The sequence below is a fragment of the Phocaeicola sp. HCN-40430 genome (assembly GCF_037890285.1).
Classification (GTDB): Bacteria; Bacteroidota; Bacteroidia; order Bacteroidales; family Bacteroidaceae; genus Phocaeicola; species Phocaeicola acetigenes.
The window spans coordinates 77,198-95,738 of record NZ_JBBKBS010000002.1 but is presented as its reverse complement, the minus strand read 5'-3'; the positions used below and the strand labels follow the sequence as shown (position 1 = coordinate 95,738).

Sequence of the window (18,541 nt, the reverse complement as noted above, 5' to 3'; positions counted from 1 at the left end):
CTTGCAGACCGATAAACTTTTTATTGTTTGTATCAGCTACTTGTTTCCTTCTGTTCTGCTTGTCCATAATGAAAAAAATCACTAATTTCACGCCCCATTTTGAATAAATGTATGGTGTCAGAAGAAAATTTATTATCCGATATATTGAATAACTCTCCAAGTGTGGAGCTTCTCAAGCAAAGAAACAGGGAGATTATAGTTTTATTTCTTTACAAGACTTTCTATCGTCACCGCGAGCCGGTGTCTTACGAGGTGTTACGCCGCAATCTGGTAGACTATCTTACTTCGGCCAATCTGGAGAACGACGAAGAAAACGATATTTCCGTATTCGATTCGTATGAGGAAAAAGCATACAAATATATCCAGCGATGGACCGACAAAGGCTTTCTGCGCAATTATCAGGAGGAGAGTGGAGAAGTGTTCTATGAACTGTCCTCGTATACCAGCAAAGCCATCGACTGGCTTATCAGTCTGAAGCGGGAAGAGTTTGTAGGTACAGAGTCGAAATTCATGAACCTCTTCGGGCAGATCAAGGAACTGGTGGAATTTACCAACGAAGATGCCTCGGAACGAATCCGTATGCTGGAACAGAAGAAGATGGAAATCGAACATCAGATTCAGAGTATCCAGGCCGGAGAGAGTGCCGTGGTGTACGAAGAGTATCAGGTTTTGCCCCGTTTCCGCTACATTACCCAGACGGCAAAGGAGTTGTTGTCCGACTTTAAGGAGGTGGAAGATAACTTCAAGGCCATTACCAAATCCATTTACCAGAAACATGCCGAAGGAGATGTGTCGAAAGGAGAGATTCTTGGTTTTACCTTCGATGCACTCGAGAATCTCCAGCATAGTTCGCAAGGAAAGAGTTTCTATGCCTTTTGGGAGTTTCTTATGACACCTTCCTTGCAGGAGAAGTGGGATGAGATGGTAAACGATTTGTACAGTTCGATTGATTCGAAACAAATCCGCCAGGAAGACTTGTTCCTGCGCAATATGAAGGGATACCTGTACAATAGCGGGAAGAAGGTGTATCAGGCCAACGACAAGATGGCCGAAAAGCTGAGCCGTATTATTTGTGAGAGTGGAAAATCGCAGATTATGGCTTCCCAAAGAGTGACTCAGGATATTCAGGCACTCTTGTTGCAACTGGCCGCAAAGAACATAAGGCCGGATATTTCCATCGAACTGGAGACCGAGCCGGAGATTGCACTTCCTATCGAACGGAAACTTACTCTGGAAAAAGCTGTGGAGATAACCTACGACAAGGTGCTGGAGGTAGCCGAAGGAGATATAGCCGAAGCACAACATGCCGAAAGCCTGTTTGCAAACCGTACGATAGACCGCGAGGTGCTCCGGTTGAGGATTGCCGGTGCACTGAAGCGCCGTAAGCAAATCTCCCTGCCGGAGGTAATCGAAGAAAACGGAGGACTGGAGAAAGGCTTGTCCGAACTATTCGGATACATCAGTGTGGTACGGAAGTTCCGTCATCATATTCATCCGGAGCGTACGCAGACCATCCTTTTCAATGCGGAACAACAGAAATCAATTGTCATACCCGAAATTATTATATTACGATGAACTTAGATACAATTATAGCTCCCTACGGCCGCGTGGTGGTACGATTGCTGAAAGGACCGGTGGAGTGTACCGATAAGGCTTTGTGGGAGAATATCCTGAACTATCAGACGGAGATTCAGAAATACCTGTCGCACATCGGACTGGAACTCATCATCAAGCGCGACGAAGGTTTTGCTTATATCAAGCAGATAGTAGACGACGAGGGAAAGACCATCGGACTCATTGCCCGCCAGCAGCTGGGCTTCGAAGTATCGGTGATTCTCATTATCCTGCGTCAGATGCTGGAGGAGTTCGATAGTAACATCGACGAGCTTTACGCTACAGAGCGCTTTGTGAGTGCCGACGAGCTGAAGGAACGCATCGAAATGTTCCTTCCCGAACGCTTCAACCGTGTAAAGTTGCTCAACGAAATCGATTCGTACATCAACCGTATCGTGAGTCTGGGCTATCTCAAGGTCATCAAGCGCGATAATGTAGATACGTATCAGATACACCGCATTATCAAGGAGAAAGTAACATTGGATAAACTACAGGATTTTAAGAATAAACTTCAGGAATATGTTGAGTCTGTTTAGTACCGGTTCCGATGCATCGGGATTCCGTTTGCAATATATGGAGATATACAACTGGGGAACCTTTCACGAGAAGATTTTCCGCATGGAACCCCAGGGAAACAATGCCCTGCTTACCGGAGCCAACGCTTCGGGAAAGAGTACCATTATCGATGCCTTGCTCACCCTCATGGTGCCGGCCAAGAAAGACCGTTTTTACAACCAGTCGTCGGGGGTAGAGAAGAAAGGAAACCGTACGGAGGAAACCTACGTGCTGGGGCATTATGGAAACATCCAGCGCGAGGGAGAGAAGGGTGCCACTACACAGGCCCTGCGCGACCAGTCGGCTTACTCCGTGCTGCTTGCTACGTTTACCAATACGGAGCAGCGTGTAGTGACGATTTTCCAGGTACGATGGTTTTCCGGTGGAGAATTGCGCCGTACCTTCGGACTGGCACATTGTGCTCTTGAGATTAAGCGCGACTTCCAGCCTTTCGACGGCAAGGGAGTATGGCGTCGCCGTCTGGAGAGTGCATACAAGGGAAGCCGGAATATGGTGGAGTTTTTCGAAGGACCGGTGGGCTATGCCGAACGTATGACTCAGCTTTTCGGAATGCGCTCCGTCAAGGCGCTGGGATTGTTCAACCAGATTGTGGGTGTAAAGGTGCTCGACGATCTGGACGACTTTATCCGTACCAATATGCTCGAAGAGCAGAATGCCGAGTCGCAATACATCATGCTGAAAGATAGCTTCAAGACGCTCATGGATGCCAAGACCAACATCGAGAAGGCACGCGAGCAGATTGCCATGCTTACCCCTATTGCCGAGCTGGCGGGAAAGATACAGGAGGCTACAGACCGTATCAAGCAACTTGGAGTAGATCGGGAAACGGCTGAATACTGGTTTGCGCGGAAAACCATCGAACTGGGTGAAGCGCGTATCGACCAGGCTCAGAAGGAAAAGAAACTCTTGCACAAGGAAGAAGATAAGCTCCGTCAGGAGGAAGAGCGTCTGAAAGCGGAAGAACGTACGCTGGCTCTTTCCATTGAAAACGACGAGGTGGGACGCAAGGTAAAGGAGATGGAGCAGGAAATTCTTCACCTGGGAGAACTTCGCGACGAACGTATGCGCAAGATGGACGAGTACAACGAGGTGGCTTCCCAATTGTCGCTCGCGGCCAACCCCGAGAAAGATACGTTCCGGAAGCAACGTGAGGAGACGGAAAAACGCCTTGAACAACTCTCCGGCGAGATAGAAAACCATATCCGCGAGGCCGTGTCGCTGGAAAACGAACGCAATGCCATCGGAGCTGAGATAGAAAGCCATCTGGCTACCATCGAGGCTTTGAAGAAGAACAAGAACAACATCCCTGTGCGCGAATCGGAAATACGCGACTTGATTCTGGCACATACGGGAGCTACGAAAAAGGAAATTCCTTTCATCGGCGAGCTGATTCGGGTAGCCGAAGACCATCTGGAATGGGAAGGTGCCATCGAAAAAATTCTTCATCATTTTGCCTTGCATCTGCTCGTTCCCGAAGAGTATTACCATGAGGTAAACCAGTTTATCAATGAAACCAATCTGAACGGACGTATCACGTATTACCGCTATCGTACATATAATTCGCTGGCGGGTATCGATACGTTTGCGGACACAGAAAACCGGGTTTTAGACAAGATAGAAATACGTTCCGACTCCGTGTACGAAGACTGGATTCGCGATACCATCTTCGAAAAGTATAATTATTCCTGCGTAGACTCGTTGGAGGAATTCGAACGCTATACCGAGAAGGCGGTGACGCGCGAAGGACTGGTGAAGTTCTCGCACGAGAGACATGAGAAAGACGACCGTGCACACGTTGCCCGTAAGGAGAATTACATTCTGGGTTGGGATAATCAGGAGAAGATTGCGCTTCTTCAGCACGAGGTGAAAAAACTCCAGGAGAAAGACATCGAACTCCTTTCGCGGATGAATACCATCGGTGCCGAGCGTCAGAAAGTGCAATATATCTACGATTTGAGCAAGAAGCTGGTCGATGCTTTTGCCGACTACGATGCACTCGACTGGAAAGAGTATGCGCTTCGTCTTCAGGAGAAACAGGCCAACAAGACCGAACTGGAACAGAACAACAACACCATCCAGGCTTTACAGAAGCAATTGGAAGAGGTGAAAAATGCGCTCCAGAAGATATCCAAGGAAGATATAGCCCATAAACTGAAGCAGATTTTCGGTGTAGAACGGAAGATAGAGGAGACTCAGACCGATATAGAGGAGGCACAGAAGCGTATTGCTTCGCTCCGCTCGATGATGCTTACCGACTTCGAACAGGCTTACAAAGACTTGAAGGATTGTACCTACGAAAAGCTGAAGCAGGAGTATACCTCGTTCATGAACCGCAACGACCGCGAGAGAGGGAAGCTGGCCAACGGAAAACGGGAGTTCGAAGATGAGGCTAAGAACCACATACGCACCTTCAAGTATCCGTCGGAGTACATTACGGAGAAGTTCAAGGACTGGCGCTCGGATGTAGACGCTTTGCCCGAAGCCGAACACATCGAGCTGATAGAGGAATACCGGCACTTGCTGGCACGTCTTCAGAAGGAGAACTTGCCCAAGTACGAAAAGCAATTCGACAACTACCTGCAAAAGACACTGATAGACAAGGTGGGCGAGTTCCGTATGTTTTTCATGCACTGGAAAGATGCCATCGACGAGAACATCAAGATGCTCAACGAATCGTTGCAGGGCATTGATTACCGTTCGCGTCCGGTCACTTATATCCAGCTTGTGGCACAAAGTCGGGCTCACGAGGAGGCGCGCGAGTTCCGTAAGCTTATGGATGAGGCTATGCCCAATATCCAGCAGATGAATGCTACGGTAGACGGACGGAAGATTCATTTCCGCGACCATATAGAGCCCTTGATGTCGCGTTTGGAAGACGAGGATTGGCGCAAGAGGGTGATGGATGTCCGTTCCTGGTTCTCGTACAAGGCAGAGGAGTTCAACCGCGAAACCAAGCTCAAGGAAACTACTTACGAAAACATGGGGCACCTCTCGGGAGGAGAGAAGGCACAGCTCACTTATACCATATTGGGTTCTGCCATCGCTTATCAGTTCGGGCTTACCAAAAGTGGAATGCAGGAAAATTCCTTCCGCTTTATTGCCATCGATGAGGCTTTCAAGGCGCAGGACGAAGACAAGGCACGCTATCTGATAAACTTGTGCAAGCAGCTTCATCTCCAGCTTCTGGTGGTAACGCCGAACGACAACATTCATATCGTAGAAAACGATATCTCGTTTGTGTACTTTGTAGAGCGTAAGGAGGAGAAGACTTCATGGCTTTATAGCATGTCGATAGAACAATGGCAGGCAGAGAAGAATCCGGACAGGCTCTTCTGATGTACTACTTACCCGATAGAACGATACTGAACCATTCGGTCAGGAGTGCCTGGCGCTCCGGCTGATGTGGTTCAGTATTTTTTTTCTTGCCACCTTTAAGCCGGGCGACAAAAGATCCGGTTCCATGACCTCCAGATGCATGCGTAGTTCCTCCAGCAATTCCGGGAAATGAACGCATTGCTGATAGGCCAGTTTCATGCAGAGTGCTTTTACTCCGGTAGATTCCTGTACTGAAATCATATGCTTCAAGCAAAACTCGAGGAAAGTACCGTTTATTTCCTCTTTATCAAAAGGTTGTTCGAGCAGAATCGTTAGTATCAAACGGCGTTTCCCGGTATTTGTAGTCTGCATGGCTTCCTCTATCAGTTCCTTTTGTCTGGAGTAAAGCCATGGGGTATGGCAGGCATCAAGATGGGTAAGTATCCATGCGGCATTGGCCGATACACGGAGGTCGGTATGATAGACCCATGTGTATAGTGCATGTATTCCACTCTCGTTTTCCTGGAGCGAGAGCAGAGATATTATTTCCCGGATATCGTTTTCGTGTATTCTTTCGCTTAGTCTTTTCAGAAGGTCGGAATGGTTCATGTCTGTTTGAATATTATTTCTTTTGCAAAGATAGTATTTCATGGAAATCCGGCTCTAACACGATACTACAATCGTCGTCGTAGTCTGTATGGCCCACGTCGCCGGCTCTCTAAACATCGACGTTGTTTTTACGTACGACGACGTCGGATATAGATTTCTTCCGATGGCGGAGACTTTCTCGGCAGATTGCAGAAAGAGTGTCGGCTCTTCGCGGAATAGAAGGAAGAAAGGTAAAATATCAGGTAATTTTTATCGGCCGAATCGGGGAATCTTTTATCTTTGTGGGAGGATGCCTATGAGGATAGAAGGCAGAATCTTGAAAAACAGAAATAGCTTATGTTAGCGTATACTTATGTAGAAAAAGGCCGTTTCGAGTTGCGTGAGAAACCGGTTCCTTGTATAGAAACTTCGCACGATGCACTGGTACGCGTCACGCTGAGCAGTATTTGTACCAGCGATTTGCACATCAAGCATGGTAGCGTACCCCGGGCTGTACCCGGTATTACCGTAGGCCATGAAATGGTGGGAGTAGTAGAGCAGGTAGGCGAGGAAGTCACTTCGGTAAAACCGGGCGACCGGGTAGCGGTCAACGTAGAGACGTTTTGCGGAGAGTGTTTCTTTTGCCGGCACGGCTATGTCAACAATTGTGAAGACCCCGACGGAGGATGGGCGTTGGGATGCCGTATCGACGGAGGACAGGCCGAATACGTGCGGGTTCCTCATGCCAATCAGGGACTGAGCCGTATTCCTGATGGTGTGACCGACGAGCAGGCTTTGTTCGTAGGCGATATTCTGGCTACAGGCTTCTGGGCAACCCGTATTTCGGAAATCACCCCCGACGATACGGTGCTGATTATTGGAGCTGGTCCTACGGGCATCTGTACCCTTTTGTGTGTGAGATGGAAGCATCCGCGCCGCATCATCGTATGCGAAAAATCGGAAGAACGTGCCCGCTTCGTGCGCGAGCATTATCCCGACGTATGGGTGGTACATCCCGACGAGTGCAAAGAAGCGGTACTGGCGCACAGTGCCCATGGAGGAGCCGATGTGGTGATGGAAGTTGCCGGAACCGATGATACCTTCCGTCTGGCCTGGGAGTGTGCCCGTCCCAATGCCATTGTGACCGTGGTAGCACTTTACGATGCCCCTCAGATACTTCCTTTGCCGGAGATGTATGGCAAGAATCTGACGTTCAAGACCGGTGGGGTAGACGGATGCGATTGCGACGAGATACTTCGTCTCATAGCCGGAGGAGAGATTGATACGACTCCTCTCATCACTCACCGTTTTCCGCTCGGGAAAATAGAAGAGGCATACCGTATCTTTGAGAACCGGCTGGATGGAGTGATTAAGATTGCAATAGAAGAACCTGAATAAGGAGGAAATGCGATGAAAAAGTTATTGATGTTCTTGTGCATGTGTATAAGTTTGGGGGCTTGCCGAAGCGGTGCTTCGTGAGTGGACAGACAAGATAGCGCGCCGGGGATACGATACCTCGAAGCTCATCTTTGTAGACCAGACTTCTGAAAAAAACAAATAAACCCGTTCATTCGATAAAGACAAAGAATATGAGAAAGAATTTTGGAACAAAAACATGGTTGTATCCGATGCCGGTATTTATCGTAGCGGCATACGATGCAGAAGGAAAACCCAATGCCATGAACGCGGCATGGGGAGGAATTCATACAGACAATATGGTAGGAATCTGCCTGGCCGAAGAGCATAAAACCACACAGAATATTCTCTCTACAAAAGCATTTACCGTGAGTATGGGCACCGTAGAGCAGCATGTGGCATGCGACTATGTGGGTATCGTTTCGGGCAACGACGAGCCGGATAAATTGGCAAAGGCGGGCTTTCATGTAGTGAAGTCGGAGTTTGTCCATGCTCCGGTTATCGAAGAATTGCCTATGACACTGGAGTGTGAGCTGGTATCGTACGATGCGGAAACCTGCTATCTGGTAGGACGTATCGTGAACATCTCGGCCGACGAGCATATCCTGAGCGAGGACGGAAAGATTGATGTAGCAAAGCTCAATCCTATTCTGTACGATCCCATCCGTCACGACTATCGGGCAATGGGTGGGAAAGTAGGAAAGGCTTTTTCCGACGGACGTGCACTGAAGTAAATTCCATTATCAGGTATAGTTTTAAAAATACAGCAGCTATGGGAAAATTTTTGTTTTCTATTATTTATATTATGATATTTAGCTCTTCTTTTTTAAGAGCTCAGAATGTGTTGAATGAGAAATATGAACGTCATTGGGAATCGGGATACGAGAAGGTGCGGATTATTTCTTATAATATATTTAATGGATTTGACTGGGGAAAAGATATCGACCGTCAGAATCGGTTTGTAGGTTGGATCAGGCAACAAGATCCGGAAATTCTGGCCTTGCAAGAATTGTGTGGCTTTACACAAGAAAGTTTGTCTGCTTTGGCAAAACAATGGGGGCATCCGTATGCCGTGATTGTAAAGGAAAATGGTTATCCGGTAGGGATTACTTCGAAGAAACCGATTGATGTGAAAAAAAAGATGCTGGAAAATTGCGGACATGGTTTGCTTCATGTAAAGACATATGGGTTTGATGTGCTGGTGACACATTTGAATCCCCATAATGCCAATCAGCGTAGGTTGGAGGCTGAGACAATCACGACGTACATCAAAGCACACCAATTGGATACCTGTCTGCTGATGGGAGATATGAACGCTCATTCTCCGTTTGATGCGGATTATATGGAGATGACTTCAACCGATTTATTGATGAAACATGGTGGTAAGGACAGTCCTAATTTATTAGACGGGCATTTTGACTATTCTGTTATATCCCGTTTCCTTTCATACCCTCTTATAGATGTTTGTCAAAAGTTTACCGATGTTTCCGAAAGAGTCTCTTTTCCGACTCCTGTTTTAATGTATCTTTCCAGAAAAGATACGGTCCGTAAACGGATAGGAGAACGATTGGACTATATTTTTGTTACTCCAACACTTGTTTCGGGCGTGGTGGATGCTTTTGTATATAATGGAGAAGATAATGATTTTCTTTCAGACCATTATCCGGTAGGAGTAGATTTATTGTATAAAAAAACAGAGCACTTGAAATAAAACAGAAAGAAGGTAATAATATGAATAATTTTTATGTTCCAGGTTGTGCGCTGATGTCGTACAAACCATATTTAGCTGATAAACTGATACAGTTTCTTGAAACCCGATACGGTAGACCTGAATCTTTTTATACCTGTTGTTTTCAAAAACCTGATATTTCGCCCGATACCCGGATTCTTACTCCGTGTGTGGCTTGTATGGATGTGTATGAGAAACGGGGATATACGGTAGAGTTTCTCCTTTCCGATATAGCCCGAAGCAATGATTTTCCTTTTCCGGATTATGGGGGTATGACAATGAGTATTCAGGATACTTGCTATGCCCGTAAAAGACCGGATGTTCATCAAACCATTCGTTTATTGCTGGAGCGTATGAATATTCGTATCGTTGAGCCGCAGGCCACTTGCTCACATTCCAAATGTTGTGGTCAGACTCTCTATGGTAAGACAGATACTTCTAAGGTAGAGGATTTAATGCGGAAGAGAGCAAATGAAATGCCTTGCGAGAATGTAGTAGTTTATTGTTCTTCGTGTATTGTAAGTATGATGGTGGGAGGAAAAAAACCTCGTTATATTTTGGATTTATTGTTCAATGAGGAAACAGATATGCATTGTTTTACTATTGATGACTGGAATAGAAAACTGAATCTTTTTAAAAGTAAACATACTTGCAGATAACGGGGCAGGTGAAGTTTTTTTATATTATTCTTTGCTTTCCTTTTTCCCCTCGAAGAACTTCTTCCGGTAATACGATTGAGCCGTATACAGCGCCGCCACGGGATTGTTTCCCGTTACCCGGTCTTTGGTGACCAGTGTGGTGACGTATGCATCGGAGTACTTGTAAAACAAGCTATCGTGGCCTACACACAGACCGATGACTACATTCAGCTCCGTCTTCGCTTCGTTGAGCAGACGTGCCTGGAGGATAGGATTGCACATGGCGGCTCCAATTTCTTCGCACTTGGCAGGAATTCCTACCGACGATTTGGCTTGTCCGGCCACTTTGCATATCACCGAGTACGCCTCAAAGCCGTTTGCTCTCAGAATCCGTGCAAAGATGCGTGCCTCGTTTATCAGGCCGATGCAATTGGCAATTCCGATACGGCGGGCACCTATTTTGCGGGCAAACTCCATGATTTCCTGCACGCGCGTCCATTGGCAATATCCTTCGTATTCCACTTCGGCACTCGCTATCATGATGCGCCGGTTATCTCCCTCCTCGTAGCGCTCCAGTGCCCATTGGCGGTCTTCCTCCTTCAGGTTTGTAGTAGGGCAGAAATCCGGATACGTACGGTCTTTATATTTACAATTCTGTGTACCGCAATCTACACAGGTATGCGTTTCGTGTTCTTTTTCCATAAAGCGTTATAAATGGTTTCGGTATGGCAAAGATACGCATTTTCCGAGAAAAAGCCTTTGGCCGTCAGAATAAACCTTGACTATGGATATACTCCATAAACTGTTCCCTGTAGTTTTCGCTTACCGGTATGTACACGTCTTTGCCGAACAAAATGCGGAAGCGTGAAATCTCCCTTATCTTTTTCAGATTTACGATGTACGACCGGTGTACCCTCATAAAATGCGAGGGCAGCAATGAAGAAAGTTTTTGTAAGCTGTTCAGAGTGATGACCGGTTTGGGGCGGTCTTCCAGATAGATACATACATACTCGCTCATTCCTTCTATATACAGAATTTTTTCTTTCTCTATGCGCACCATCTTGTATTCGCTTTTCACGAATAAAGTTTGCCCTTCCTCTTCTTCTTTAGGCGAGTTATGGTTCATCTCATAGATTTTGCGTGCCTTTTCGGCTGCTTTCAGACACTCGGCAAATCCGAACGGTTTGGTCAGATAGTCGATGGCATTGAGGCGGAAACCTTCGATGGCATATTCGGTATAAGCCGTAGTAAAAATCACCATAGGCGGATGAACCAGCGAACGTATAAAGTCCACTCCATTCATATCGGGCATATTGATATCGGCAAAAATAAGATCTACCTGTGAATGCGCCAGTACTTCCGAAGCCTGGATGGCATTCCGGCAGGAAGCCGTTCGGGTAAGAAAAGGAATACGGTCGATGTATCCTTCCAGTTGGGTAAGAGCCAAAGGCTCATCGTCGATAATCAGACATTTCATGATAGTGGAGGTATGATAAGTAAAACATGATACGAGGATGCATCTTCCGTAAGGGTAAACGTATAATTGTTTCCATAAAGCAGATGCAAGCGTTTCTTTATATTCTCTATCCCGATACCGTGATGTTCGTGGGCTGTACAGGTATGCTTGCTATTGTGGCATGCAAAGGCAATTCCCTCGTCGGTACGGGTAATACTCACTTCGATATACGAGCTTTCCTGATAGCTGACTCCATGCTTGAATGCATTTTCCAACAAAGTGATAAAAAGCAAAGGTGGAATCTGGATATCGGGAACAATCACCGGAAAATTGGTCTTTATAGTGAGCTGTTCTGTATATCTTAACCGCATCAGGGCGATGTAGTTTTCGAGAAACTGAATCTCCCGCTCCAGCGAGATACGGCTTTTATTGGCTTCGTACAGCACATAACGCATCAGCTTCGACAATTCGAGAATGGTCTGCTTTGCTTTTTCTCCGTCGATGTCTACCAGTGCATGAATATTATTCAAGGTATTCATGAAAAAGTGCGGATTAAGCTGATACTTCAGATACTGGAGCTCCGATTCCAGATGCTGGTGCTCGAGCTCTTTTAATATCTCCTCATCATGTAGTGATTTGAGAAATAACCGGATCGTAAGGTTGAATCCCACCAACAGAATTGCTACAATGATGTGAATAAGCAGAAAGGGAGGGTGTATGAGTGGAGCCGGATGCATTTCACTTCTTTTGTGGGTAAGTGGAGGGGGATAATCACAATAAGAGCGGATTTGAGGAGCTGATTTCTTCAAGGATATATTGTGCTCTTGGATGTCGGGATTAGGAGAGAATACTTTGAAGCCTTCCGGTAAAACAACAAACAAGAACCCGATTGTAAAAACGAGTGATACAATGTATCCCATGTAATATTTCTTCAGAAGAAGACGGGGAATTAATAAATAATTGTGAATGAGAAATAACAGGAAGAACGGACACATAATGAGCCATACGCCCGATACTTCCTTCCATAATTCATTGGGATGAAAGGTCTTCTCGTTGAGTAAAAAGTTTACGAATGGAGTTCCTAAAATTAAAATCCATATGAAGGCGTAAATAATTTGTTCTAATAAAAGATGCTTGTGTTGGCTTTTCATCATGACATACAATTGTTTTTCGGAAACAAAAATAGAAATACAATGAGCGGTGTTGCAACTAAAATCGGCCAATGGGCTGATTTTACAGACCAACCACTTTTATTTTCAGTTTTATAAAAAAAACGCTTTTACCGGATTAAGTCTGATGATATTCAGCATTGGCCGATAGAATAGAGGCGTTTACTGATTCTATTTTCGGATTGTTTTTCTCCTTTTTACATTTGCCCTCAAACAAAATAGACAGAATATGAGAATGATGAAGCGAACCATATGGGCTTTGTGTGGGGTAATGTGGATGAGTATTCCCGGGTATTCTGCGGGCGATGTACGTTACGATGAACCTCAGAAGCAGGAAACATCCTTTAAAGAAATTCCCAATCCGGAAAAGGCCGCCCGCAAACGGGTAGACGAGTTGGATAAAGTGTTGCATCTTAGTAAAAAGCAGTATAAGAAAATTTATAAACTCCTATTAAAAGAAGAGAGAGATAGGTTGGAGCAGGAGATAGGATATATGTCTATGCGAACAGAGTGTCCATTACCTCCGATGGGAGGAGGATATCCTCCTGCCGGAAGCGGACACCCTGGTGGCTTTAGGGAAGGATTCAAGGGAGAACGCCCTCCGATGCCTCCTCCGGCCGGCGATGAAGAACGGGCGGAAAAAGAAGCCGAACGGATAAAGAAGAGAACGAAAAAGATGCGTAAGATTCTTACCGATGAACAATATGATATATGGCTCACTCTGAAACCCGAGCCGCCTGTAAAGGGGAAGAAGCCTTCCGGCTTCCATCCGGGCGAAGATGAACGACCTTCCTTTCACCCCGATTCTTCTGAAACCTGTTGCGAATGAAAATGAACTGGAAGAAAGGATGGGGCATAGGAGCTATAGTGGCTCTGTGTCTGGTATCGTGTAGCGAAGAAGAAATAGAGTATTATCCTATGGGCAAGAAACATTTGGGAGAGACTTATACCGAATATTCAATTGCTAATATCTGGTCGACCGACTCTGTAAGTCGTATCCCTCTCAATTTTTATGCCGAAGAAGTGACTTCACTTCCGTACGTAGCTTACGATGAGTCGGCTTGTGTGTTTACATTTCATCGGGGAAGTACTGACAAATATCTTATTTCGTGGGATTATGATACAGAAGGAAGTTATGTGGAAGTGCAATATGGACAGAACGGCTTGTGGTATACGGTCAATGCGCAAAAGCATACTGGCACTTACCTCCTGACGGCCAACGACGGCATGGGGGTGAGAATGTGTATCCAAAGCGGCGGATCGATGATACTCAGTGACGATGAAATAAAATATGGTATTGGTGTCACTGTATATAAATTTAAAATTGAAGAGGCAGAACCGGAAAGCACGGAAGAAGATTGCTATCAGGTGAGTGGAAATTGATTCGCATGAATATGTTCTGTGTATAGCAGCCCGCTGGAGGAGGAAGTCGGTTCCTTTCCGGCGGGCATTGCTATTTGGAGAGGTTATAGTAAGCGTATAAAGGCATCGACATCCTCTTCGCGTGTAGCCCAGCTCGTAACGAAGCGTACCATCGTTTCCGTTTCTCCACGCGGTCCCCATAGTTCGAAGGTCGCGTGAGACAAAAGCCGGTCCATCTCTTCGTTGGGTAAGCAGACGAACTGCTGGTTGGTAGGCGAGTCGATAGGAAGTTTGTATCCCTTTTCCACGAAAGCCTTTTTCAACTTCAGGGCAAGGCGTACGGCATGTGCTCCGATGCGTTCGTAAAGCCCGTCTGTAAAGAGCGTTTCAAACTGGATACCCAGCAGACGGCCTTTTGCCAATAAGGCTCCGTGTTGTTTCACCAGGGGGAAGAAGTGCGGAAGACGTTGCGCACGAGGAGCTACCACCGCTTCGCCGAAAAGTGCACCCACTTTTGTTCCTCCGATGTAGAACACATCGCAAAGCCGGGCAATATCCTTAAGCGTTACATCGGTATTTTCGGCCGCCAGTCCGTATCCCAGTCGTGCTCCGTCCATATAGAGCGGTATCTGTGCCTTGCGGCATACTTGGCCCAAAGCTTCCAGTTCGTCGAGGGTATAGAGTGTGCCCAGTTCGGTAGGATGTGAAATATACACCATTCCCGGAGCCACCATGTGTTCGTAGGTCTCGTCACGATAAAAATCCGTGATGTATTTATCTACTTCCTCTGCTTTTATTTTCCCGTCGTGCGAAGGCAGGGTAATGACCTTGTGCCCTGTAGCTTCGATGGCACCCGACTCGTGTACGTTGATGTGTGCCGTTTCCGTAGCCAGTACTCCTTCGTGATGTCTGAGTAAGCCGTCTATTACGGTAGCGTTGGTCTGTGTGCCTCCTACCAGAAAATATACCGCGGCTTCGTTTTGTGCACAAGCCTCACGTATCTTTTCTTTCGCCCGTTGCGTATACGCATCACTTCCGTATCCGGTAGTCTGCTCCAGATTGGTTTCTACCAGGCGCTTCATCACTTCCGGATGTGCTCCTGCCATATAGTCTGTGTCGAAATGTATCATTTGAGTTTTAAGTTTTTAAGTTTTTAAGTTTTTGAGTTTGTGGGTTTGAGTTTTTAGGTTTGAGTTTTTAGGTTTATGCAAAAGTAGGAAAAAGTTTGATTTTAAGTTTTTTAGTTTTTTAGTTTTTGAGTTGGTAGGTTTTAGTTTTTAGTTTGTAAGTTTTGGGAGTGTAATCAATCAACTCAAAATCAAACTCAAGAACTGAGAACCTAAACTCACAAACTTAAAAACTCAAAAACTTATATTGTCATTTGTCACGTTTGTCACGGGCAAGAGCAAACTCACACCTTGTCTCCTAACTCAAAAAAAATACAAGTAAAAAAGGTAGTTTTATCCGTGTTGCGGGTATATCGATGCAGATGGAAAGTCACTACTTTTGAAAAAAAGAAAGTAGACCAGCAAATAAAAGGCAAATCATTATGAGAACAAGTTTACTGATATTCATTACATTTATTTCATTCAATATGGTAAAAGCACAGACTCAAGTCCGGCAGACCGCCGGCAGAGAACAACTGGGCGATTTTGCGCCTAAGTTTGCAGAACTGAACGATGATGTACTCTTTGGAGAAGTATGGAGCCGGACCGATAAACTTGGCTTACGCGACCGGAGTATGGTCACCCTGACGGCTTTGATCAGTTCGGGTATTACAGATTCTTCACTTACTTATCATCTTCAGACGGCCAAGAAGAATGGTATCACCCGTACCGAGATAGCCGAAATATTGACTCAGATTGGATTTTATGCCGGATGGCCCAAGGCATGGGCGGCTTTCCGCCAGGCTAAAGAAGTCTGGAAAGAAGAAAAAGAGCCTTCAGATTCGAAAGAAGCTTTCGAGCAGGAAATGCTTTTCCCGCTTGGTGCACCCAATGATGCCTTTGCACGTTATTTTATCGGACAGAGCTATTTGGCTCCTTTGTCTACCACACAAGTAGGAATATACAATGTTTCTTTTGAGCCGGGATGCCGTAATAACTGGCATATTCATCATGCCGCAAAAGGAGGTGGACAGATTCTTATTTGCATAGCCGGAAACGGATGGTATCAGGAGTGGGGGAAAGAGGCTCGTCTGCTTCAACCGGGTGATGTGGTCAATATCCCTGTGGGAGTAAAACACTGGCATGGAGCCACAAAAGACGGCTGGTTTGCCCATCTGGCTATTGAAGTGCCCGGAGAAGAAACCTCCAATGAGTGGTTGGAGCCAGTGAGCGATACCGACTACGAAGAAATAGAACAACAAAGGTAAAAACGGTAAAACACGAAGCAGCTTTCCGGTCAAGAGGAAGAGAATGCCGTTTCGTGTTTTCTTAGTCTGCTCATTATGTTATACTGGTGATATTGAAACTTCCGTTACGATATTCTCCCGGTGTACATCCTACCCGTTTCTTGAAAATCCGTGTAAAGTGCTGGGGATACTGAAAGCCCAGGCGATAGGCTATTTCACTTACATTTCGTGTTTGAGACAAGATTTCTTCTTTGGCAATATTGATCAGTTTATCCTGAATATATTCCTGTGCGGTACGTCCGGTTTCTTTTTTTACCAGATCACCGAAATAATTGGGAGAGAGACAAGCACGGTCGGCAAAATATTTTACCGTAGGGAGTCCTTGCTCTTGTGGCAATTGGCTTTGGAAATACCAGTCAAGTTCTTCTTCGAATTTTGTCAGCACATCTTTGTTGGCCGTAGCACGGGTAATGAACTGGCGTTCATAGAAACGCATGCAATAGTCCAGAAGCAGTTCGATGTTGCGCACAATGAGTCGGCGGCTATGTTTGTCGATAGGATGTTGGAGCTCTGCTTGTATGTTGGACAGGCAATCCAGATAAATCTGTTTTTCTTCGTCCGAAAGGTGGAGCGCTTCGTTCGAGGCATAAGAAAAGAATGAATACCGTTTGATTTCCCTGCCCAGTGAAGTACCCTGAATCAGATCGGGATGAAAAAGCAGTCCCTGGGCCAACGGGCGTGTTCCTTCTTCCATTTTCACTTCCACTACTTGTCCGGGAGCAAAGCTCGTTACGGTACCCTCCTGATAGTCGTACGGCTGGCGTCCGTAACGTAAATCGCCACAACGGGTTTGTTTCAGAAACAAGGCATATACGCCATAGTTTAGAGTAAAATGAGTAGGATATGTAGTTGCGTTTTTTAAGTCGACTACGGCCACAAGCGGATGTAGCGTTTCCAGTCCGTACAAACGGTTGTATTGGTCTATACTTTTCAGGTTGATGATGTCACTTGTGTTCATGGCATGAAATCTTTTTTATTCGTTCTTTATTTGCAAAGTTAGCGATTCTCTTCCGAACTCTCCCTACCCATATTACGGTTTATAATACATACGGAAACGTTTTTATCAATGTTGGGAGTCATTGTAAGTAGCCTTCTGTAATTTGGGTAATACAATCCGTAAACGAGGTATAGTTTCTTCTTCTTCTTCTTCGGAACTTTGTATCCGAACCAAAAACAGATTATAGTATGAAACAGGGATGGAAAAAATGGGGCATGGTAGCTGTACTGTGCCTGTGGGGAACCACAAAAATGTGTGCCCAGACAAACGGATTAAATAAAGATAGTATGATGGAACAAAAACTGACTCTTACAGAAGAATGGGATAAGACATTCCCGAAAAGCAACCGTGTAGATCATAGAAAGGTAACCTTTCATAATCGCTACGGCATTACGCTGGCCGCCGACCTGTATATTCCGAAGCAGGCAGAAGGGAAATTGCCTGCCATTGCCGTGAGTGGTCCTTTCGGAGCGGTAAAAGAACAATGTAGCGGACTCTATGCGCAGACGCTGGCAGAACAGGGCTTTCTCACGCTTGCCTTCGATCCCTCGTTTACCGGCGAGAGTGGAGGTGAACCCCGCTATGTAGCTTCGCCCGACATCAATACAGAAGACTTTTGTGCGGCGGTAGACTATCTTTCTACCTGTCCCGAAGCCGATGCAGAGAGAATCGGTATTCTGGGCATCTGCGGATGGGGAGGTTTTGCTCTTAATGCGGCGGCTATCGATACCCGTATCAAAGCTACGGTGGCTTCTACCATGTACGACATGACGCGGGTAACGGCCCGGGGGTATTTCGATGCGATGGATGCCGATGCACGTCAGGAACTTCGGAAACAATTGAATGCCCAGCGTACGGAAGATTACAGAAGCGGAACCTATGCCCTGGCCGGAGGTGTAATCGATCCTCTGCCCGATGATGCTCCTCAATTTGTAAAAGATTATTACGCTTATTACAAGACTCCGCGTGGCTATCATGCCCGCTCGCTCAACTCGAACGGCGGATGGAACAAAACCTCTTCGCTTTCTTTCCTCAATATGCCTATCCTGATGTATAGCGACGAGATTCAGAGTGCTGTACTTGTGGTGCATGGAGAAAAGGCCCACTCACGCTACTTTGGCGAAGATGCTTTCAAGAAGCTGAAAGGAGCGAATAAGCGCTTGCTTATCGTGCCCGGTGCCAGCCATACCGATTTGTACGATAATCTGGAAAAGATTCCTTTCGGAGAGATAACGGCTTTTTATCGTGAACATTTAAAATAATTATAA

17 protein-coding genes are annotated in these 18,541 nt (G+C 46.0%); 11 read left to right on the top strand and 6 right to left on the bottom strand.

Going from position 1 to position 18,541, the window contains the following annotated elements; genetic code table 11:
* The first annotated feature begins 111 nt into the window (after window positions 1-111).
* From WKU26_RS01385 to WKU26_RS01375, 3 genes are read left to right on the top strand one after another with little or no spacing between them, the layout of a single operon-like run.
* Window positions 112-1,575, top strand: coding sequence for a DUF3375 family protein (locus WKU26_RS01385; RefSeq protein WP_178267258.1), 1,464 nt, complete (start codon window positions 112-114; stop codon window positions 1,573-1,575).
* Window positions 1,572-2,150, top strand: a complete 579-nt coding sequence (locus tag WKU26_RS01380) for a DUF4194 domain-containing protein (RefSeq protein ID WP_269876264.1) — start codon at window positions 1,572-1,574, stop codon at window positions 2,148-2,150. Before WKU26_RS01385 ends, WKU26_RS01380 begins: the two co-directional genes overlap by 4 nt.
* Window positions 2,134-5,526, top strand: a complete 3,393-nt coding sequence (locus tag WKU26_RS01375; protein ID WP_340320623.1) for an ATP-binding protein — start codon at window positions 2,134-2,136, stop codon at window positions 5,524-5,526. The genes WKU26_RS01380 and WKU26_RS01375 overlap by 17 nt, the downstream gene beginning before the upstream one ends.
* A gap of 39 nt (window positions 5,527-5,565) precedes the next feature.
* On the opposite strand, the gene WKU26_RS01370 is transcribed toward WKU26_RS01375, so the two are convergent.
* Window positions 5,566-6,156 carry a hypothetical protein gene (locus tag WKU26_RS01370; protein ID WP_340320622.1) on the bottom strand — a complete coding sequence of 197 codons (591 nt, stop codon included), beginning with the start codon at window positions 6,154-6,156 and terminating at the stop codon, window positions 5,566-5,568.
* 294 nt (window positions 6,157-6,450) lie between these two features.
* On the opposite strand from WKU26_RS01370, the gene WKU26_RS01365 reads away from it, so the two are divergent.
* The 4 genes from WKU26_RS01365 to WKU26_RS01350 all read left to right on the top strand — a co-directional run bounded on the left by WKU26_RS01365 (window position 6,451) and on the right by WKU26_RS01350 (window position 9,897).
* Window positions 6,451-7,491 (top strand): alcohol dehydrogenase, encoded by a 1,041-nt coding sequence (locus tag WKU26_RS01365; protein ID WP_340320621.1) that lies wholly within the window; start codon window positions 6,451-6,453, stop codon window positions 7,489-7,491.
* A 191-nt stretch (window positions 7,492-7,682) separates the two neighbouring features.
* Window positions 7,683-8,243: a flavin reductase family protein gene (locus tag WKU26_RS01360; RefSeq protein ID WP_340320620.1), complete on the top strand. Its 561-nt coding sequence runs from the start codon at window positions 7,683-7,685 to the stop codon at window positions 8,241-8,243.
* Between the two features lie 38 nt (window positions 8,244-8,281).
* Window positions 8,282-9,220 carry an endonuclease/exonuclease/phosphatase family protein gene (locus WKU26_RS01355; RefSeq protein WP_340320619.1) on the top strand — a complete coding sequence of 313 codons (939 nt, stop codon included), beginning with the start codon at window positions 8,282-8,284 and terminating at the stop codon, window positions 9,218-9,220.
* A 20-nt stretch (window positions 9,221-9,240) separates the two neighbouring features.
* Window positions 9,241-9,897, top strand: coding sequence for a heterodisulfide reductase-related iron-sulfur binding cluster (locus tag WKU26_RS01350; RefSeq protein WP_340320618.1), 657 nt, complete (start codon window positions 9,241-9,243; stop codon window positions 9,895-9,897).
* Window positions 9,898-9,921: 24 nt separating this feature from the next.
* Here WKU26_RS01350 and WKU26_RS01345 read toward each other — a convergent pair whose 3' ends face one another.
* The 3 genes from WKU26_RS01345 to WKU26_RS01335 all read right to left on the bottom strand — a co-directional run bounded on the left by WKU26_RS01345 (window position 9,922) and on the right by WKU26_RS01335 (window position 12,483).
* A complete protein-coding gene (locus tag WKU26_RS01345; RefSeq protein ID WP_340320617.1) occupies window positions 9,922-10,578 on the bottom strand; it encodes a DUF1847 domain-containing protein in 657 nt (218 codons plus the stop codon).
* A 64-nt stretch (window positions 10,579-10,642) separates the two neighbouring features.
* Window positions 10,643-11,353 carry a LytR/AlgR family response regulator transcription factor gene (locus tag WKU26_RS01340; RefSeq protein WP_340320616.1) on the bottom strand — a complete coding sequence of 237 codons (711 nt, stop codon included), beginning with the start codon at window positions 11,351-11,353 and terminating at the stop codon, window positions 10,643-10,645.
* On the bottom strand, window positions 11,350-12,483 hold the full coding sequence (locus WKU26_RS01335; RefSeq protein ID WP_340320683.1) for a sensor histidine kinase: 1,134 nt from the start codon (window positions 12,481-12,483) through the stop codon (window positions 11,350-11,352). Before WKU26_RS01335 ends, WKU26_RS01340 begins: the two co-directional genes overlap by 4 nt.
* 247 nt (window positions 12,484-12,730) lie before the next feature.
* Between WKU26_RS01335 and WKU26_RS01330 the strand changes: the two genes are divergently transcribed.
* On the top strand, window positions 12,731-13,330 hold the full coding sequence (locus WKU26_RS01330) for a hypothetical protein (protein ID WP_340320615.1): 600 nt from the start codon (window positions 12,731-12,733) through the stop codon (window positions 13,328-13,330).
* Entirely contained in the window at window positions 13,327-13,884 is a 558-nt protein-coding gene (locus WKU26_RS01325; RefSeq protein ID WP_340320614.1) for a hypothetical protein, read from the top strand. Before WKU26_RS01330 ends, WKU26_RS01325 begins: the two co-directional genes overlap by 4 nt.
* A gap of 83 nt (window positions 13,885-13,967) precedes the next feature.
* Here WKU26_RS01325 and WKU26_RS01320 read toward each other — a convergent pair whose 3' ends face one another.
* Window positions 13,968-14,993, bottom strand: coding sequence for a threonine aldolase family protein (locus tag WKU26_RS01320; protein ID WP_340320613.1), 1,026 nt, complete (start codon window positions 14,991-14,993; stop codon window positions 13,968-13,970).
* Window positions 14,994-15,457: 464 nt separating this feature from the next.
* Between WKU26_RS01320 and WKU26_RS01315 the strand changes: the two genes are divergently transcribed.
* Entirely contained in the window at window positions 15,458-16,237 is a 780-nt protein-coding gene (locus WKU26_RS01315; RefSeq protein ID WP_445323199.1) for a carboxymuconolactone decarboxylase family protein, read from the top strand.
* A 73-nt stretch (window positions 16,238-16,310) separates the two neighbouring features.
* On the opposite strand, the gene WKU26_RS01310 is transcribed toward WKU26_RS01315, so the two are convergent.
* Window positions 16,311-17,234, bottom strand: a complete 924-nt coding sequence (locus WKU26_RS01310) for a helix-turn-helix domain-containing protein (RefSeq protein WP_340320611.1) — start codon at window positions 17,232-17,234, stop codon at window positions 16,311-16,313.
* A 290-nt stretch (window positions 17,235-17,524) separates the two neighbouring features.
* Between WKU26_RS01310 and WKU26_RS01305 the strand changes: the two genes are divergently transcribed.
* The gene (locus WKU26_RS01305; protein WP_340320682.1) at window positions 17,525-18,535 is read left to right on the top strand and encodes an alpha/beta hydrolase; all 1,011 of its coding nucleotides are present in this window, start codon (window positions 17,525-17,527) and stop codon (window positions 18,533-18,535) included.
* Window positions 18,536-18,541 lie beyond the last annotated feature (6 nt).

Excerpts from the sequence above, each read along its gene's own strand:
- WKU26_RS01320 (WP_340320613.1), bottom strand. The coding sequence starts at position 14,993 with ATGATACATTTCGACACAGACTATATGGCAGGAGCACATCCGGAAGTG.
- WKU26_RS01345 (WP_340320617.1), bottom strand. The coding sequence starts at position 10,578 with ATGGAAAAAGAACACGAAACGCATACCTGTGTAGATTGCGGTACACAG.
- WKU26_RS01315 (WP_445323199.1), top strand. The coding sequence starts at position 15,458 with ATGGTAAAAGCACAGACTCAAGTCCGGCAGACCGCCGGCAGAGAACAA.
- WKU26_RS01305 (WP_340320682.1), top strand. The coding sequence starts at position 17,525 with ATGTGTGCCCAGACAAACGGATTAAATAAAGATAGTATGATGGAACAA.
- WKU26_RS01360 (WP_340320620.1), top strand. The coding sequence starts at position 7,683 with ATGAGAAAGAATTTTGGAACAAAAACATGGTTGTATCCGATGCCGGTA.
- WKU26_RS01340 (WP_340320616.1), bottom strand. The coding sequence starts at position 11,353 with ATGAAATGTCTGATTATCGACGATGAGCCTTTGGCTCTTACCCAACTG.
- WKU26_RS01355 (WP_340320619.1), top strand. The coding sequence starts at position 8,282 with ATGGGAAAATTTTTGTTTTCTATTATTTATATTATGATATTTAGCTCT.
- WKU26_RS01370 (WP_340320622.1), bottom strand. The coding sequence starts at position 6,156 with ATGAAATACTATCTTTGCAAAAGAAATAATATTCAAACAGACATGAAC.
- WKU26_RS01385 (WP_178267258.1), top strand. The coding sequence starts at position 112 with ATGGTGTCAGAAGAAAATTTATTATCCGATATATTGAATAACTCTCCA.
- WKU26_RS01380 (WP_269876264.1), top strand. The coding sequence starts at position 1,572 with ATGAACTTAGATACAATTATAGCTCCCTACGGCCGCGTGGTGGTACGA.
- WKU26_RS01365 (WP_340320621.1), top strand. The coding sequence starts at position 6,451 with ATGTTAGCGTATACTTATGTAGAAAAAGGCCGTTTCGAGTTGCGTGAG.
- WKU26_RS01375 (WP_340320623.1), top strand. The coding sequence starts at position 2,134 with ATGTTGAGTCTGTTTAGTACCGGTTCCGATGCATCGGGATTCCGTTTG.
- WKU26_RS01310 (WP_340320611.1), bottom strand. The coding sequence starts at position 17,234 with ATGAACACAAGTGACATCATCAACCTGAAAAGTATAGACCAATACAAC.
- WKU26_RS01335 (WP_340320683.1), bottom strand. The coding sequence starts at position 12,483 with ATGAAAAGCCAACACAAGCATCTTTTATTAGAACAAATTATTTACGCC.
- WKU26_RS01330 (WP_340320615.1), top strand. The coding sequence starts at position 12,731 with ATGAGAATGATGAAGCGAACCATATGGGCTTTGTGTGGGGTAATGTGG.
- WKU26_RS01325 (WP_340320614.1), top strand. The coding sequence starts at position 13,327 with ATGAAAATGAACTGGAAGAAAGGATGGGGCATAGGAGCTATAGTGGCT.
- WKU26_RS01350 (WP_340320618.1), top strand. The coding sequence starts at position 9,241 with ATGAATAATTTTTATGTTCCAGGTTGTGCGCTGATGTCGTACAAACCA.